Source organism: Pararhizobium sp. PWRC1-1 (genome assembly GCF_049897905.1).
Classification (GTDB): Bacteria; Pseudomonadota; Alphaproteobacteria; order Rhizobiales; family Rhizobiaceae; genus Pararhizobium.
The window spans coordinates 30,352-46,765 of record NZ_JAFCXE010000027.1; the positions used below are offsets into that span (position 1 = coordinate 30,352).

Annotated in this window: 13 protein-coding genes; 5 read left to right on the forward strand and 8 right to left on the reverse strand. The window is 60.4% G+C overall.

Translation table 11 applies throughout. The features are described 5' to 3' along the window. Positions 1-77 precede the first annotated feature (77 nt). From ACP7E0_RS29500 to ACP7E0_RS29525, 6 genes are all read right to left on the reverse strand, one after another. Complete coding sequence (locus ACP7E0_RS29500) at positions 78-230, reverse strand: hypothetical protein (RefSeq protein ID WP_426130364.1); 153 nt, start codon at positions 228-230, stop codon at positions 78-80. Positions 231-317: 87 nt separating this feature from the next. Further along, the gene (gene glp / locus ACP7E0_RS29505) at positions 318-1,529 is read right to left on the reverse strand and encodes a gephyrin-like molybdotransferase Glp (protein WP_426130279.1); all 1,212 of its coding nucleotides are present in this window, start codon (positions 1,527-1,529) and stop codon (positions 318-320) included. Continuing rightward, on the reverse strand, positions 1,529-2,023 hold the full coding sequence (gene moaC / locus ACP7E0_RS29510) for a cyclic pyranopterin monophosphate synthase MoaC (protein WP_426130281.1): 495 nt from the start codon (positions 2,021-2,023) through the stop codon (positions 1,529-1,531). The genes glp and moaC overlap by 1 nt, the downstream gene beginning before the upstream one ends. Further along, entirely contained in the window at positions 2,023-2,838 is an 816-nt protein-coding gene (trpC, locus tag ACP7E0_RS29515; RefSeq protein ID WP_426130283.1) for an indole-3-glycerol phosphate synthase TrpC, read from the reverse strand. The genes moaC and trpC overlap by 1 nt, the downstream gene beginning before the upstream one ends. 11 nt (positions 2,839-2,849) lie before the next feature. Next, positions 2,850-3,863, reverse strand: a complete 1,014-nt coding sequence (trpD, locus tag ACP7E0_RS29520; RefSeq protein ID WP_426130285.1) for an anthranilate phosphoribosyltransferase — start codon at positions 3,861-3,863, stop codon at positions 2,850-2,852. A gap of 16 nt (positions 3,864-3,879) precedes the next feature. Further along, the gene (locus tag ACP7E0_RS29525; protein ID WP_426130287.1) at positions 3,880-5,775 is read right to left on the reverse strand and encodes a SurA N-terminal domain-containing protein; all 1,896 of its coding nucleotides are present in this window, start codon (positions 5,773-5,775) and stop codon (positions 3,880-3,882) included. A 383-nt stretch (positions 5,776-6,158) separates the two neighbouring features. Here ACP7E0_RS29525 and ACP7E0_RS29530 point away from each other — a divergent pair, with 383 nt between their 5' ends. Then, positions 6,159-7,805, forward strand: coding sequence for a Na/Pi cotransporter family protein (locus ACP7E0_RS29530; protein WP_426130289.1), 1,647 nt, complete (start codon positions 6,159-6,161; stop codon positions 7,803-7,805). A gap of 3 nt (positions 7,806-7,808) precedes the next feature. On the opposite strand, the gene ACP7E0_RS29535 is transcribed toward ACP7E0_RS29530, so the two are convergent. Then, positions 7,809-9,572 carry a hypothetical protein gene (locus ACP7E0_RS29535; RefSeq protein ID WP_426130291.1) on the reverse strand — a complete coding sequence of 588 codons (1,764 nt, stop codon included), beginning with the start codon at positions 9,570-9,572 and terminating at the stop codon, positions 7,809-7,811. Between the two features lie 179 nt (positions 9,573-9,751). Here ACP7E0_RS29535 and glmU point away from each other — a divergent pair, with 179 nt between their 5' ends. The 4 genes from glmU (at position 9,752) to ACP7E0_RS29555 (ending at position 14,322) form a co-directional block, all read left to right on the forward strand. Next, the gene (glmU, locus tag ACP7E0_RS29540; RefSeq protein ID WP_426130293.1) at positions 9,752-11,110 is read left to right on the forward strand and encodes a bifunctional UDP-N-acetylglucosamine diphosphorylase/glucosamine-1-phosphate N-acetyltransferase GlmU; all 1,359 of its coding nucleotides are present in this window, start codon (positions 9,752-9,754) and stop codon (positions 11,108-11,110) included. A gap of 160 nt (positions 11,111-11,270) precedes the next feature. Next, the gene (gene glmS / locus ACP7E0_RS29545; protein ID WP_426130362.1) at positions 11,271-13,097 is read left to right on the forward strand and encodes a glutamine--fructose-6-phosphate transaminase (isomerizing); all 1,827 of its coding nucleotides are present in this window, start codon (positions 11,271-11,273) and stop codon (positions 13,095-13,097) included. Next, positions 13,094-13,615: a GNAT family N-acetyltransferase gene (locus tag ACP7E0_RS29550; protein ID WP_426130294.1), complete on the forward strand. Its 522-nt coding sequence runs from the start codon at positions 13,094-13,096 to the stop codon at positions 13,613-13,615. Before glmS ends, ACP7E0_RS29550 begins: the two co-directional genes overlap by 4 nt. Further along, a complete protein-coding gene (locus ACP7E0_RS29555) occupies positions 13,612-14,322 on the forward strand; it encodes a DUF502 domain-containing protein (RefSeq protein ID WP_426130296.1) in 711 nt (236 codons plus the stop codon). The genes ACP7E0_RS29550 and ACP7E0_RS29555 overlap by 4 nt, the downstream gene beginning before the upstream one ends. Here the strand turns inward: ACP7E0_RS29555 and recG are convergent. Next, a complete protein-coding gene (gene recG, locus ACP7E0_RS29560; RefSeq protein WP_426130298.1) occupies positions 14,309-16,411 on the reverse strand; it encodes an ATP-dependent DNA helicase RecG in 2,103 nt (700 codons plus the stop codon). The genes ACP7E0_RS29555 and recG overlap by 14 nt on opposite strands. Positions 16,412-16,414: the final 3 nt, after the last annotated feature.

Below are 16,414 nucleotides of genomic sequence, written 5' to 3' on the forward strand. Positions count from 1 at the left end.
TCCGTAGTCAGGTCAACTGCATGCATTATTCGGCTGTTTTGGTTAATAAATAGTTAATGCAACACGAGGCCGTCAGCTCAGTTTTCTTCGATCGAAATGCCGCCTTCGCCGATTTTCACTTCCACGCCGTCAGGCTTGGATTCCTTGTCGTAGACATAGATGCCCAATCCCACGACCAGAACGACGAGACCTCCGATCAGCATATAGAGCGCATTGCGATTCAACTTCATTTCCTTCCAACAAGGGCTGCCTTTTCCCGACGTGAAATAGGCCTGTATTGGTTTTTTGGAAGGGGGAACGATCAGTTAGAGCGCTGTTTACCGCAGAATCATGACATCGCATGTTGCGCCCGCATCCACCGCCGGCGCATGCGGCGGCCGGATGATCAGGCAATCGGACTGGGCAAAGACCTTCATCATGGAGGAATCCTGGCGCGAGAACGTTTCTGCATGCAAAACGCCATCATCGCCTCGGGTCAACCGGGCGCGAACATAGTCCTGGCGCTTGTCGTTGGCGGGAAGAGCGGTCACGGTTTTTGCCTGGCCGCTGCGATCGCGCCGGGGCAGGGAGCCGAGGTGGCGCAGCAGCGGCTCCAAAAATAGCAGCGCGCAGACCAGGCTGGAAACCGGGTTTCCGGGCAGGCCAAGCACCGTCATACCTTCAAGCGATCCCACCATCAGCGGTTTTCCGGGGCGCATGGCAATTTGCCAGAAGTCGAGCACCATGCCGCTTTCGACCAGCGTCGATTGGACGAGGTCATGATCGCCGACGGAGGCACCGCCAAGCGTCACCAGGACATCTGCGCCGGCGGCCCGCGCCGTGGACACTGCGGCTGCAATGGCCGCCTTGTCGTCGCGCACGATCCCCAGATCGATGACTTCGGCTCCATTGTCCCGCGCGATCGCCGCGACGCCATAGGTGTTAGAGGCAATGATCTGGTCGGGGCCCGGCACGCTGCCGGGCGGCAGCAATTCATCGCCGGTGGCAAGGATGGCCATCTTCGGGCGCACCAAGACCGGCAGTTGCGGATGGTTCATGGCTGCCGCCACCGTCAATCGGCCAGCGTCAAGCACGTCGCCTGCGCGCAATACGATATCCCCGATGGCGAAATCCTGTCCTTTGCGCCGGATATGACGGCCTTTTTCCAAAGCAAACGTGGTGCGGATCCGGCTGTCCGCCAGTTTTTCCGCGTCTTCCTGGATCAGGACCGTATCCGCGCCGGCAGGAACCGGTGCACCGGTAAAGATGCGCACAACCTCACCTCGGCCGACATGACCGGAGAAACCACGCCCAGCCGCCGATTCGCCAATGACGACAAGTTCCGTACCAATGTTGGCAAAATCTTCGTGGCATCCGGCATAGCCGTCCATCGCCGAATTATCGAAGGCGGGATGGGTGACGAGAGCAGTGACATCGTTCGCCAGAACGCGTCCCATCGCCTCGTGCAGGCCAATCATTTCCAAGCGGGTTGCCGGCACCGAGATTTTCAGCAACCGGTCGAGCGCATCTGAAACCGGGAGCAATGCCATCAGTCCTGACTTTCCTGGCGCACATAGTCGCCGGACCGGCCGCCCGATTTCTGGGCAAGCCGGATACCGCCGATCTCCATCTCACGATCGGCTGCCTTGGCCATGTCGTAGATCGTCAGGCAGGCGACGCTGGCAGCGGTTAGTGCTTCCATCTCGACGCCCGTGCGGCCGGTCAGCTTGGCCATCGCCTCGACCCTCAGTCCGGGCAATGTCTCATCGGCGGTGATCTCCACGGAGACTTTCGACAGCATCAGCGGGTGGCAGAGCGGGATGAGGTTGGCCGTCTGCTTTGCTGCCATGATGCCGGCGAGCCGCGCGGTGGCAAGGACGTCGCCCTTCTTGGCATTGCCCTTGAGAATGAGATCGAGCGTCTCCGGCCGCATCCGCACAAAACCCTCGGCAACCGCAATGCGTACAGTCTCCGGCTTATCTGCGACATCGACCATATGGGCCTGGCCATCGGCGCCGACATGGGTGAGGGAGGGCGTGCTCATTATTCGGCGGCCAGGATGGTGGCGGAACCGGTCAGAAGAGAGCGGGTCGCCGCAGTCACATCGTCCTTGCGCATCAGGCTTTCGCCGACGAGAAAAGTCGAAATGCTGCTCTTGGCCAGCCGGACGCAGTCCTCATGGCTGAAGATGCCGCTTTCGCCGACAAGCAACCGGCCGGCCGGAACCAGCGGTGCCAGCTTTTCCGAAAGCGCGATATCGACCTCAAAAGTCTTCAGATTGCGGTTGTTGATGCCAAGCAGCGGCGAACTCAGTTTCAGGGCCCGCTCCAGCTCTTCCTCATCATGCACTTCGACGAGAACGTCCATGCCGAGCGAGAACGCCTCATCCTCGAGCCTCTGTGCATCGCTGTCATTGAGCGACGCCATGATCAGAAGAATGCAGTCCGCACCCCAGGCCCGGGCCTCGTGAACCTGATAGGTCTCGAACATGAAATCCTTGCGCAGGGCCGGAAGCGAACAGGCATTGCGCGCTGCCGTCAGGAACTCCGGCGCGCCCTGAAAACTCGGCCCATCGGTCAAGACGGACAGGCAGGCAGCGCCGCCGATTTCATAGGCCTTCGCCAAGAGCGGGGGATCGAAATCCGGGCGGATCAATCCCTTGGACGGGCTGGCCTTCTTGATTTCGGCAATAAGGCCGAAACGGCCTTCCACTTGCTTGGCCTTCAGTGCGTTAAGAAATCCACGCGGCGCTTCTTGCCTGGCAGCCATCGCTTTCAGGTCTGCGACGCTGACGCGTGATTTTGCTGCGGCGATTTCTTCGCGCTTGTAGATCTCTATCTTCTGCAGAATATCGGCCATGGAGTTTCTCCTTATGCCGCGTTCGAAACGCGGATGAGCCGCTCAAGCGTCGCATCGGCAGCGCCGCTTGTCAGCGACTGGCGGGCAAGCGTCATACCCTCGCGCAGATCGCCGGCGCGTCCTGCTATCACCAGCGAGGCGGCGGCATTGGCAAGGGAGATATCGCGATAGGGTGTTGCATCGCCCTGAAGAACGCCCTTGAGTGCCACGGCATTATGTGCGCCATCGCCGCCCTTGAGGTCGGCAAGCCGAACCGTTTCCAAGCCAAAATCGGACGGTGTCAGTTGAAATGTGCGGATAGCACCGTTTTCGACTGCCGCCACCTGTGTGACGCCGGTCGTGGTAATCTCGTCCAGTCCCTCGCCATGCACAACCCAGACGCTTTTCGAGCCGAGATCGCGCAACACTTCGGCGACAGGTACCACCCAATGCGGCGAATAGACGCCAACAAGCTGCTGTGTCACGCCAGCCGGGTTCGACAGCGGCCCAAGCAGGTTGAAGATCGTCCTTGTTCCCAGCTCGACGCGGGTCGGGCCGACATGGCGCATCGCCGCATGGTGCTGCTGGGCGAACATGAAGCCGAGACCCGCTTCTGAAATGCAGCGCGCAATGGTATCGGGGCCGATGTCGAGTTTGACGCCAAGGCAGGATAGCGCATCGGCGGTTCCGGACTTGGAGCTGAGCGCCCGGTTGCCATGCTTGGCGACAGGGACACCGGCACCAGCGACAATCAGCGCCGCCAGCGTCGAGATGTTGTAGGTTCCAGCACCGTCACCGCCCGTTCCAACGATGTCGATAGCATCGGCCGGTGCTTCAACCGTCAACATACGGGCCCGCATGGCGCCGACGGCGCCGACGATCTCATCGACGGTCTCGCCGCGCACGCGCAGCGCCATCAAGAAGCCGCCGATCTGCGAAGGGGTCGCCTCGCCGGACATGATGATTTCGAAGGCAGCACGGGCATCGTCGCGGTTAAGCGCTTCACCCGCAGCGGCCTTGGCGACGAAAGGCTTCAAGTCCGGCATGCTGATCCCTTTTGCGTTACCGCTGCTGCGACAGAGCGAGCTCGGCGAGTTGCTGGTTGATCGTGACACCGTAGCCCTTCTGCAACTCACTGACCATCTGATCGAGAATGTCGTCGCCGCTGGCCTGGGCGATGGCATTGATCTGCCGATCGTCATTGTCGAGTGCATCGCCGGGGTTGTCGTCATCGACTTCGGTGACCTTCAACAGGATCTGGCCTTCGCCGGCAATACCGGTGGCATTGGCGACCACACCATTAGCGCCGCCAAAGGCAGCGGTCACAGCCGCAGGGCTGAGTGCCGCATCTTCCGCAGACCGGCGCAGTCCCGATTTGGTTTCGACGGCGATACCAAGTTCTGTGGCAATGGCTGCGAGCGTTTCGCCCTTTTCGACCCGGCCCTTCAACTCGACGGCCTTTGCGGCAAGCTCGCTGCGCTGCTGCTCTGCCGTCCAGTCGGCGACGACCCTTTCGCGGGCTTCGTCCAGCGTGCGATCGCGTGCCGGTGTCACTTCATCGACGTCGAACCAGACGTAACCGTCGCGGCCGAGGTTGACCGGCAGTGTTTCTCCGCCGACTTCAGCCTTGAAGGCTTCCTCAAGCAGGGTCTTTTCCTCGGGGATACCGGCAATCTCATCGCCATTCGTATCGTTGCCGCGTGCATCGACCGCATTCAGGACGATAAGCTTGAGGTTAGTCTGTTCGGCAGCTTCCTTCATCGGGGCTCCGGAAACGCGAGCATCCTCGAATTTGTCATGGATACCCATGATTTCGTTGGAGGCATTGGTCAGTGCCAATTCCTTGCGCAGTTCGTCCTTGACCTCATCATAGGCCCGAACAGTTTGCGGCTTGATGTTGGTGACACGCAGGATGACAGCACCGAAGGCGCCGTCGATGACCGGCGTCGTCTGACCATCGGCCACGAGCGCAAAAGCGGCGTCGCCCAGCTTGGCATCAGGCATGCGGTCGCGGGTGAAATCACCCAGCAGCACATCGCTTGCCGTCTTGCCGGAAGCGGTGACCAGAGCGTCGAAGGTCGTGCCGGTAGAAAGCTTGACTGCCGCGGCGTCAGCCTCTGCACGCGAGGGGAAGGAAAGCTGTTCGACGGTCCGCGTTTCCGGCGTGCTGAAGCTGTTCTTGCGCTTGTCGTAATCGGCGCGCACTTCGTCTTCGGTGACCGAGGCCGGATCGGCGATATCGGTTGGTTCCAGCTTCACATAGCTGATCTTGCGGAATTCCGGCGCACGATATTCAGCCTTGTGTGTTTCGAACCAAGGTTTCAACACTTCATCGGACGGCGCCTTGACCGGATCAACATTGGCATTTGACAGAAGCAGATATTCGACCGTACGCGTCTGGTTACGGTAGAGGCGCAGGGCGTCGCCAAGCACCTTCGGCGGCGTGTAGCCGTCCGACAGCGCTTCGACGATCTGCGAGCGCACCGCAACCTGGCTGCGATTGTTGATGTAATCCTGCTCCCGCAGACCCGCATTGCGCAGCACGCTGGAGAAGGTCCCGCGGTCGAACTGGCCGTTGACACCCTTGAACGCTGGGTCTTCGCTGATCAGCGAGGCGAGCCGGTCCTGCGACAGGCCGAGGTTCATGTTCTCGGACAATTGGTCGAGCGTCGCGCCGGCGACGAGCTGCGAGTAGACCTGGGCTTCGACGCCGAAGGCCTTGGCCTGTTCGCGGCTTAGCCGCGTACCAAACTGCCGGGAAAGCTGGGCGAGCTGGCGCTCATAGGCAAGGCGGAAATCGCTCGGAGAGACTTTTACGTCCCCGACCGTCACAACAGCGTCGGCCGCACCTGGTACAAGCGACGTGGACACACCCCAGACACCGAAGGAAAGAACAAGAAGGACCAAGAGCCCTTTGACAACCCAAGTCTGGGCGCCTTTTCTCAGGAATTCAAGCATGGGACTGCATACCTCGTCGCAATTTCGGGACCGCCGGATGGCAGCCGGTGTCGTTCCTTAGAGCAATCCGTAGCGGAATTGAAGGGTTTAACTGCGCAAAAAGTCGAGGAAATCAGCGCGGTGCCGGCATATGAGGCAGCCATGCGGACATTTGTTCGTGATGTCGCGTCAACGTCTACAAGACGGGAGCCAAGCACAGTCCGCGGCCGTGCCGTTCGAAGGCCGAAACATGTCGGAAATGTTAGCCGGCAATCTAAAAATATCTGTCACTATCGATGGTGGAGCGGGTCATATCACCCCTCGAAAATGCTAGCATTAATGCGCCAGAACATGCCGACTCGCTTGATGCGCAGCAATCGTGGCGGGAAAGCCGGAGTGCAGACATGGAATCCATCATCGTCATGGTCAATCTGTTCGGAGCAGTCGCGTTGCTGCTCTTCGGCTTGTCGCAGGTCAAGGATGGTGCGACGCGCGCTTTCGGCATCAAGCTGCGGACCGGATTGGCGCAGGGTACCAGCGGGCCGGTGCGCTCGTTTGTGGGCGGGTTCGTCGCAACCGTCGCTCTTCAAAGCTCGACCGCCACTGCACTGATGATTGCGTCCTTTGTGGAAAAGGGACTGGTTCGTGCACGCATGGCACAAATCGTGCTGCTCGGGGCAAATGTCGGAACAGCCGTTACCGCCTGGATCGTCGCAACCGGAATCGACTGGCTGTCGCCATTGCTCATTCTGGCCGGCGTCATGCTCAACCGGGCAGGGCGGTCAAGTGCGAAGCAGGGCGCAGGCACAGCCCTGGTCGGTATCGGCCTGATGCTGTTGTCGCTGCATCTGCTCGGGCTGGCGACGGAGCCGATGCGCCAGTCGCCGGCGCTCGGCAGCTTCCTCACCATGCTCGACAGCGCCTGGCCCGTCGCCATGATCTTCGCGGCCGCGCTTGCCTTCGTCTCGTCCTCCAGCCTTGCCGTGGTTGTTCTCATCCTGTCGCTCGCAGCCGCCGGTATCCTGTCATCCGGTCTGACGATCGCGCTCGTGCTGGGCGCCAATCTGGGTGGTGCTATCCCGCCGGTCATGGCGACGCTGTCGGCTTCCGCCTCGGCCAAGCGGGTAACGGCTGGCAATCTGGTCGTTCGCACCATCGGTTGCCTGATTGCGCTGTCGGTGGCAGCACCTGCCGCCGCTTTCCTGCAGACGCTGCCGCTATCGCCGGCAAAACTGCCGGTCGATATCCACCTGATCTTCAACGTCGCGCTGGCCATCGTTGCCTGGCCCTTCTCGTCGCTGCTATCGGCCGCCATGCTTCGGCTCATTCCGGATGAGCCGAAGGCCGAGACGGGGCCGCTCTATCTCGACGACCGCGCCCTGACAACGCCGGTCATTGCTCTCTCCGGCGCAACCCGGGAAGTGCTGCGCGTCGGCGACCTGATCGAAAAGATGCTGATCTCGACGATGAATGCGTTCAACAGCAACGATCGTGTTCAGCTACAGGACATCGGAAAGCTGGAAAAACAGGTTGATCTGCTGCAGCAAGAAGTCAAACTCTACCTGTCACGGCTTGGGCGCAGCGGCCTGAGCGACGACAACGGCCGCCGCTCGATCGTGATCATCGATTATGCGATCAACCTCGAACATATCGGCGACATCATCGAAAAAGGCCTGACGGAAGAGGTCAGGAAGAAGATCGAAAATGGTCTTAAATTCTCCGAGGACGGCTATCAGGAACTGACGACGCTGTTTAATCTCACCATCGACAACCTTCGCATTGCTCAGACGATCTTCGTCACCCGCGACGCCGATCTTGCCCGCCACCTGATGGAGGTGAAAGTCGATGTCCGCCACATGGAGAAACGCTCGTCTGAGCGTCATCTCGAGCGCCTGCGCGACGGCCGTACCGATAGCCTGCAGACGAGTTCGCTGCATCTCGACATCCTGCGCGACCTGAAGCGCATCAACGCCCATATCGTTTCCGTCGCGCATCCAATTCTCGATGAAAGCGGACTGTTGACGGAAAGCCGGTTGCGGATGCCGCACTGAGGCTCAAGGCGCCGCCGTGATCCCGTCACGGACGAAGGCATCGAAGCAGGGCGTCAGCGTGATGCGGCGGTGGCCCTCGGCAAGCATGGGCTGATAAAGGTTGAGCAGCGCCAGGCGTGCGGCCGTTGGCGGGCATGTCGGGTAAAGTGCAAGATCGACGGCATCCACAGCCTGCTTGACGTGCGCATCGAGCGGCGGCACGGCCCGGTAGGGGTCGGCGCCGATGGCGATGTATTTCGGCGCATGGCGATCCATCAGCCAGGGGAAGGGATTGGTGAAATCGATTGTCATGATCGTCTCGAACCGCACCTTGTTGGCTGTCTCATAGCTGTGGATCGCCGAGATGACCTCATCGGCACTCCGCAGCCAGAGAGCCTGGAAATCGAAATCGCTATAAAGCAGGAACGACGGCAAAGTGCCCTCAGATGCCAATGCGTCATAGGTTGGGCGGTAGACCACGTAGTTGTTGCGCAGCTTTTCCATGCGCTCTGTAAGAATATCGCGGACGCTGACGGCACCCATGCTCTTCAGGTTTGATTGTTCCAGTGGCATGTTGTTGATACCGCCGATCCAGGCCCTGGCGGCCTTTTGAGTGACGGCAGCAGCCGGCGGCAATGCTGCAAAGAATGAAAGTACGGCAATTGCTACAAACGCGGCCGAAGGACCTTTCAGCCGGTACCTCTCAAGCATGATGCCAAGCAGTAAGGGCCACAGGAAGATGAAGGCCTGACTGCCGGTATTTTGGCTTTCGAACAGCAGGCCAGCGGCGGTGAAACTTCCCAGCCAAAAGAAGGAATGATCGGCGATATCCGCGAAGGCCGTAAAGCCGGGCTTGGCTGCAAACGTGCGAATCGTTCCGAAAAATGCCTTGTAGCTCGTCAGCAGAAGAACCAGGCAGAGGAGGGCGCAAGCCAGGACTGTTTCGAAATTGAGCGAGGCTGCTTGCAGCAGGCGGGGCAGCAGGCTGGTATCGTTGATCAGAACCAGCGATTGGATGTCGGCGATATAGGCGGACACCGAGCCGGTGGTCATTTCGATGAGGGCAATTGCGGCAAGGAAGAACGCACCGGCCACCAAGGCTGCGCGCAGCGGCAGGCGCCCCGCCAGAAAAGCCGTCAGGCAAAGAACAACGCCTGCAACCACGCCCGTAACCTTGACGAACAGCAGAGCCAGCATCGCCAGCGCAGTCACTATCGCCAGTGTCTTCCATCCACGCACGAAGACCAGGCAGGCCGCGAGCACATAGAGAAGCTGGCAGACCTGGCGATTGTAGATGCCGAAGCCTTCCGAGCCCGGATAGGGGTAGAACTCGCCCGTATTGAAGGGGAGCAGCGAGAAAAACAGGAACGGCAACAGCAGCCCGTATGCAATCGCAGCAGAGCGGCTTTGCACGTCGCGGACGACCAGCGCCATCAAGGGGACGGTCACCGTCATCAACGACCAACTGGACAACAGCAACGGGTGTCCATTGGGGAAAAGATAAAGCCAGCCGGCAAAAAGATAGTAGCCGAGGCCGCCGACCGGCGCGAAAAAGTCGATCGAAGGAACCTGACCGTCGAAAATGCGGTTTGCCGCATCGAGATAGATATAGTGGTCCCAATACATCGGACCGATCGGCATCGTCACCGTGGTCAGCAGCGCCAGCGGCATGCAGGCAACCACAAGCGCCAGTATGATCAGCGGCCGGCGGGCGAGGGCGGCTCCGGCGCGGTCGCGCCAAAACGATCTGCGGCGGGAGGAAAGCACTGTATCGGTCGAGGCCTGCATCGTCGGTATCGTTCCCGGCTATCGGAGCGGTCAATCGCGGTTGTCCTGCGTTTATGACAGGCTCGGGTTGTATCCGGGTTAACATGACGGATGATGTTCCTTGCAATATCTTCCTGCTATGAAACAGGCAGAATCGCCCCGGCCTGAAGCGGGGATGCCATCAAAGCGGGAGAACGTGAATGAAGCGCACATGCCTGGCGATCATTTTGGCGGCGGGGGAAAGCACGCGGATGAAGTCATCCACGTCGAAGGTGCTGCACCCGGTCGCGGGGCGGCCGATGATCGCGCATGTGGTCGAGTCGCTCGTCAATGCATCGATCACGTCCGCAGCCCTTGTGCTTGGCCGCGATGCCGATTCCGTCAAGGCCGCTGCAGGCCGCAATGATATTGAACTTTCCGCGTTTCTGCAGACGGAGCGCCTTGGTACGGGGCATGCGGTTCTTGCGGCAAAGGACGCCATTGCCAAGGGTTACGACGACATTCTCGTCGTTTTCGGCGATACGCCACTGATTACTGCAACGCCGCTTCTGGCTGCTCGGAAAGGTCTTGCCGACGGCAATGATGTTGTCGTCATCGGCTTCCAGACCGCCGATCCGACCGGTTATGGCAGGCTTATCGTTGAGGACGGCGCGCTTCTGGCGATCCGCGAGCAGAAGGATACGACCGAGGACGAGCGACAGATCACCTATTGCAATGGTGGCTTGATGGCGATCAACGGCGCCAGGGCGCTGGAACTGCTCGGCAAGATCGGCAATGCCAATGCGAAGGGCGAATATTATCTGACGGATATTGTTGAGATCGTCCGCGCTGAAGGCGGCAAGGCTATCGCCGTCGAGGCGCCGGAGACGGAGCTGACCGGCTGCAACAATCGCGCCGAACTGGCCGCGATCGAAGCGATCTGGCAAAGACGCCGCCGTCACGAACTGATGGTCTCCGGCGTCTCTATGATTGCGCCGGAAACCGTTTTCCTCGCCTTCGATACACAGATTGCCCAGGATGTTCTGATCGAGCCAAATGTTGTTTTCGGACCCGGCGTCATCATCGAAAGCGGCGCGGTCATCCATGCGTTCTCGCATCTGGAAGGCGCCCATGTCGGGACAGAGGCAACCGTCGGCCCCTATGCACGCCTACGACCGGGCGCCAACCTGGGACCAGAATCAAAGGTCGGCAATTTCTGCGAGGTGAAGAAGGCCGAGATCGGCGCCGGAGCCAAGGTCAATCATCTTACCTATATCGGCGACGCCTTCGTCGGCGAAAAAACCAATATCGGGGCCGGCACGATCACCTGCAACTATGATGGCGTCAACAAGCACATCACCCGCATCGGCGCGAACGCCTTCATCGGATCGAACTCGTCACTGGTCGCACCGGTTTCCATCGGCGATGGCGCGCTTGTTGCGTCGGGTAGCGTCGTTACGCAGGACGTGCCGGCAGACGCTGTTGCCTTCGGCAGAGCGCGTCAGGAGATCAAGCCGGGCCGGGCAAAAATCCTGCGTGAAATATACCAGGCGGAAAAAGCCGCGAAACTGAAAAAATAGCCAATCGCCGCGCTGCGGTTAACGGTTGAAATCGAAAGTGAATTTCAGGCCGATTGCGGATTTTTCGAAATTCGATACCAAAGCGGCACCTAACAGATACTATGGGACTGGCTCCGGTTATTTCAGGAGCCGGTCTTTGAACATTGCGGAGAAGAAACATATGTGCGGTATCGTCGGTATTGTTGGAAATCAGCCTGTCGCCGAGCGTCTTGTCGATGCGCTGAAGCGTCTTGAATATCGCGGTTATGACTCCGCCGGTGTCGCGACGATCCATGACGGTCTGCTTGAACGCCGCCGCGCTGAAGGCAAGCTGGTCAATCTGGAAACCAAAGTGCGCGGCGAGCCGCTGGCTGGCCAGATAGGCATTGCCCACACCCGCTGGGCGACGCATGGCGCTCCGACGGAAAATAACGCCCATCCGCACTTCACCGATGGCGTTGCCGTCGTCCACAACGGCATCATCGAGAATTTTTCCGAGCTGAAGGACGAGCTTGCAGCTGCCGGCGCAACCTTCAAGACGCAGACCGACACCGAGGTCGTCGCGCAATTGCTGGCCAAACTGATCCGCGACGGCATGAGCCACAGGGATGCGATGCATGCGATGCTGCGCCGGGTCACCGGTGCCTATGCGCTGGCCGTCATCTTCCAGGATGCACCAAACACGATCATCGCAGCGCGCAGCGGCCCACCGCTCGCCGTTGGTTTCGGCAAGGGCGAAATGTTCCTCGGCTCCGATGCCATCGCGCTGGCGCCGTTCACCAACGAAATCACCTATCTGATCGACGGCGACTGGGCTGTGCTGACCGCCGATAGCATCGAAATCCTCGATCATGACGGTAAACCTGTGTCCCGGCCGCGCCAGATTTCGGTGGCCGCGGCCTATATGGTCGACAAGGGCAATCACCGCCATTTCATGGAAAAGGAAATCTACGAACAGCCGGAAGTGATTTCGCACGCGCTCGGCCATTACGTCGATTTCATCGAGAACACGGTCAATCCGATTGCCGCAGCGATCGATTTCGCCAAGGTACCGAGCCTTGCCATCTCCGCCTGCGGTACCGCCTATCTCGCCGGCCTCGTCGGCAAATACTGGTTCGAGCGCTACGCTCGCCTGCCGGTCGAAATCGACGTCGCATCCGAATTCCGCTACCGCGACATTCCGCTCTCGCCGCAATCCGCAGCGCTGTTCATCTCGCAGTCCGGCGAGACCGCCGACACGCTGGCATCGTTGCGCTATTGCAAGGAACACGGCCTGAAAATCGGCGCCGTCGTCAACGTCAAGGAATCGACCATCGCGCGGGAATCCGACGCGATCTTCCCGATCATGGCCGGCCCTGAAATCGGCGTCGCATCGACCAAGGCCTTCACCTGCCAGCTGTCGGTGCTCGCAGCGCTTGCGATCGGCGCCGGACGTGCACGCGGCACCGTTTCTGAGGTCGAGGAAAAGGTTCTTGTTCGCAGCCTCGCCGAAATGCCTCGCATCATGGGCAAGGTGCTGAACACGATCCAGCCGACGATCGAAAGCCTGGCGCGTGAATTGTCGAAGTGCAAGGACGTGCTCTATCTTGGCCGTGGCACCAGCTATCCGTTGGCCATGGAAGGCGCGCTGAAGCTGAAGGAAATCTCCTATATCCATGCCGAAGGCTATGCAGCCGGTGAATTGAAGCATGGTCCGATCGCCTTGATTGACGAGAACATGCCGGTCATCGTTATCGCGCCGCATGATCGCTTCTTCGAAAAGACCGTGTCGAACATGCAGGAAGTCGCCGCCCGTGGCGGCCGCATCATCTTCATCACCGACGAGAAGGGTGCAGCCGCCTCCAAGCTCGCTACGATGAGCACGATCGTGCTGCCGAATGTCGACGAGATCATTGCCCCAATGATCTTCTCGTTGCCGATCCAACTGCTCGCCTATCACACGGCCGTGATCATGGGCACCGACGTCGATCAGCCGCGCAATCTGGCAAAGTCGGTTACGGTGGAATGATCATACGTCCAGAAAGTCCGGCTGATATCGCAGCGATCCGCGCCGTGACGATCGCCGCCTTCAAGGATCATCCGCACAGCGATCAGACAGAACACCTGATCATCGACCGTTTGCGGCAGGCGGGTGCGCTCAGTCTTTCGCTGGTTGCTGAAGTGAATGGCGATGTGGTCGGCCATATCGCTTTTTCACCTGTCGAACTGTCTGACGGTTCGAAGGATTGGTATGGGCTTGGCCCGGTATCGGTCCTGCCTGCATTTCAGGGGCGGGGTATCGGCAGCGCCCTGATCGGCAAAGGGCTGGAGGTGCTCAGGGAGCAGGCAGCAGCCGGATGCGTCGTGGTGGGCAATCCCGAACTCTATCGCAAGTTCGGATTTCAGAACGATGCCCGGTTGATCTACCCAGATTGTGCACCGCAATATTTTTTGGCGCAGCCCTTGTCGTCCAATGCGGCGTCCGGCACAGTAAGCTATAACGCGGCATTTTTCGCTGGCGGCGACGGACAAGACGGAGCGGCATGACAGACAAATCGGCACGTGGGTTTTTCGCCACGCGGTTGAGGAATTATTTCCTGACCGGCCTGATCATCTGTGCGCCGCTCGCGATCACCGCGTGGATTACCTGGTCGTTCATCCTCTGGGCCGACAGCTGGGTCAAACCCTATCTGCCGTTCGATTACAATCCAGACAATTTCCTGCCCTATCCGGTGCCTGGTTTCGGTCTTTTGACGGCATTGATGCTGATCACCTTGGTCGGTTTTTTCACCGCCAATCTCATCGGAAAGAGCATCGTCGGTTTCGGCGAGTCCCTTCTCGTGCGCACTCCTCTGGTGCGCTCGATCTACAAGGGCCTGAAGCAGATATTCCAGACGGTGCTGCAGGACCAGTCGAACTCGTTCAAGAAGGCGGGCCTGATCGAATATCCAAGCCCGGGTCTCTGGTCTCTGGTGTTCATCGCCACGGACGCCAAGGGCGAGATCGCGGTGAAATTTACCGCGCGCGGTCTGGACATGGTCGCCGTGTTCCTGCCGCCGACACCGGTGCCAACCGCCGGCTTTCTGATTTTCGTGCCGCGTGAAAAGATCGTGCCGCTCGACATGAGCTCCGAGGACGCCGCCAAGCTGCTGCTGTCGGGTGGGCTGGTTACTCCAGACTATCTGCCAAAAACTATCGCAGTCACGCAGGAGACGACACCTGCCAAACGCGGCAAGTCGCTTAGCCGGCCCTGAGAAACCGGATCGCCTCGTCCCGGCGATGCAGATAGAGCAGCGTCCGCAGAGCCTCGCCCCGCGTAGTCGTCAGGTCCGGATCGCGTTCGATGATGTAAGCCGCGTCCTTGCGGGCGATCTCCAGCAGGTCGCCGTGTGCCTCCAGGCTGGCGATGCGGAAACCGGGCGTGCCGGACTGGCGCGTACCCAGCAATTCGCCTTCGCCGCGCAGTTTCAGATCTTCTTCGGCGATAAGAAACCCGTCTTCGGTCTCCCGCAGGATCGACAGCCGCGCCCGGCCGTTTTCACTAAGCGGTCCCTTGTAGAGCAGGATGCAGGTCGAGGCCTCATCGCCCCGCCCGACGCGCCCCCGCAGCTGGTGCAGTTGCGCCAGCCCGAACCGCTCCGCATGCTCGATCACCATGATCGTCGCGTCCGGCACATCGACCCCGACCTCGACGACGGTGGTGGCGACCAGAAGGCGGATGTCGCCATTCTTGAAGGCGAGCATCACTGCGTCTTTTTCCGCGCCGCTCATGCGCCCGTGCACCAGGCCGACATTCGGTCCGAACTGCTTGTCGAGGCTCTGGAAGCGTTCGTCGGCTGACATCAGGTCAGAAGCTTCCGATTCCTCGACCAGCGGGCAGATCCAATAGGCTTTCTTGCCCTCGGCAAGCGCGGTACGAAGCCGCGCGACGATTTCGCCGGTGCGCTCGGTCGATACCGTCACCGTCTGGATCGGTTTGCGGCCGGCCGGTTTCTCTGTGAGTTTCGAAACGTCCATATCGCCGAACGCCGCCAGAACCAGCGTGCGCGGGATCGGCGTCGCAGTCATGACCAGCATATGCGGGGAAATTCCCTTGGCCGTCAGCCGCAGGCGCTGATGCACGCCGAAACGATGCTGCTCATCGACGACGGCCAGCAGGAGATTGTTGTAGACAACGGTATCCTGGAACAGCGCATGGGTTCCGATGACGATCTGTGTTTCGCCGGACGCGATGCGTTCCAGGATGGCGTCGCGCTCGCGGCCCTTGGTGCGACCGGTCAGGACATCGATGGTGACGCCGGCGGGTGCAGCCATCTTCGACAGCGTCGCGAAATGCTGGCGGGCAAGAATTTCCGTCGGCGCCATCAACACGGCCTGACCGCCTGCCTCGACGGCCGCCAGCATCGACATCAGCGCCACTGCCGTCTTTCCCGAGCCGACATCGCCCTGTAGCAGCCGCAGCATCCGCTCGGTACCGGCCATATCCTTCAGCACTTCGTCGATGGCAACCGTTTGGCTGCCGGTCAGCGAAAACGGCAGGGCGGCAAGGACCGGCCTGCTCAGCTTTCCCGTCGCGTGCACCGGTATCCCGGCCACCTTGCGCAGCCTTTGGCGCACCAGCGACAGCGACAGCTGCCCGGCCAGGAATTCGTCATAGGCAAGCCGCCGGCGGGCAGGCGCCTGCGGATCGAGATCGGTTTCGTCGCGCGGGTCGTGCAGAGCCAGGAAACATTCGCGCGCGGACTGAAAACCCTGCTTCTGCATCAGAGCTTCTTCGATCCATTCGGGAAAGTCTGGAATGCGGGGCAGGGCCGCTTCGACCGCCTTGCGCAGGATGCGCGCCGAAAGACCGGCCGTCAGCGGATAGATCGGCTCGACCAGCGGCAGGTTTTCGGCCTCCGTTGCCCGCACCATATAATCGGGATGCACCATCGACGGGCGGCCGTTGAACCAATCGACCTTGCCGCTGACCGTCACGGTCTCATCGACCGGCAGCGCCTTTTCCAGCCAGTTTCCCTTGACCCGGAAGAAGGTCAGCGCCAGTTCGCCGGTATCGTCATGCAGAAAGACGCGGTAGGGCTGGCTGGTGCGTGGCGGTGGCGGCTGGTGCCGGTCGACCCGGCCGGTGATGGTGACGATGACGCCCTGCGGCGTGCGCGCGATGCCCGGCTGGTGGCGCCGGTCGATCAGCGAATGCGGCGCGTGAAAGACGAGGTCGATCACCCGGCAATCGTCGATGCTGTCGCGGCCCAGCAGCCGTGCATAAAGTTCGCCCGCTTTCGGGCCGATGCCGGGAAGCGAGTTGAGCGGGGCAAAAAGAGGGTCGAGAAGGGCAGGGCGCATGCG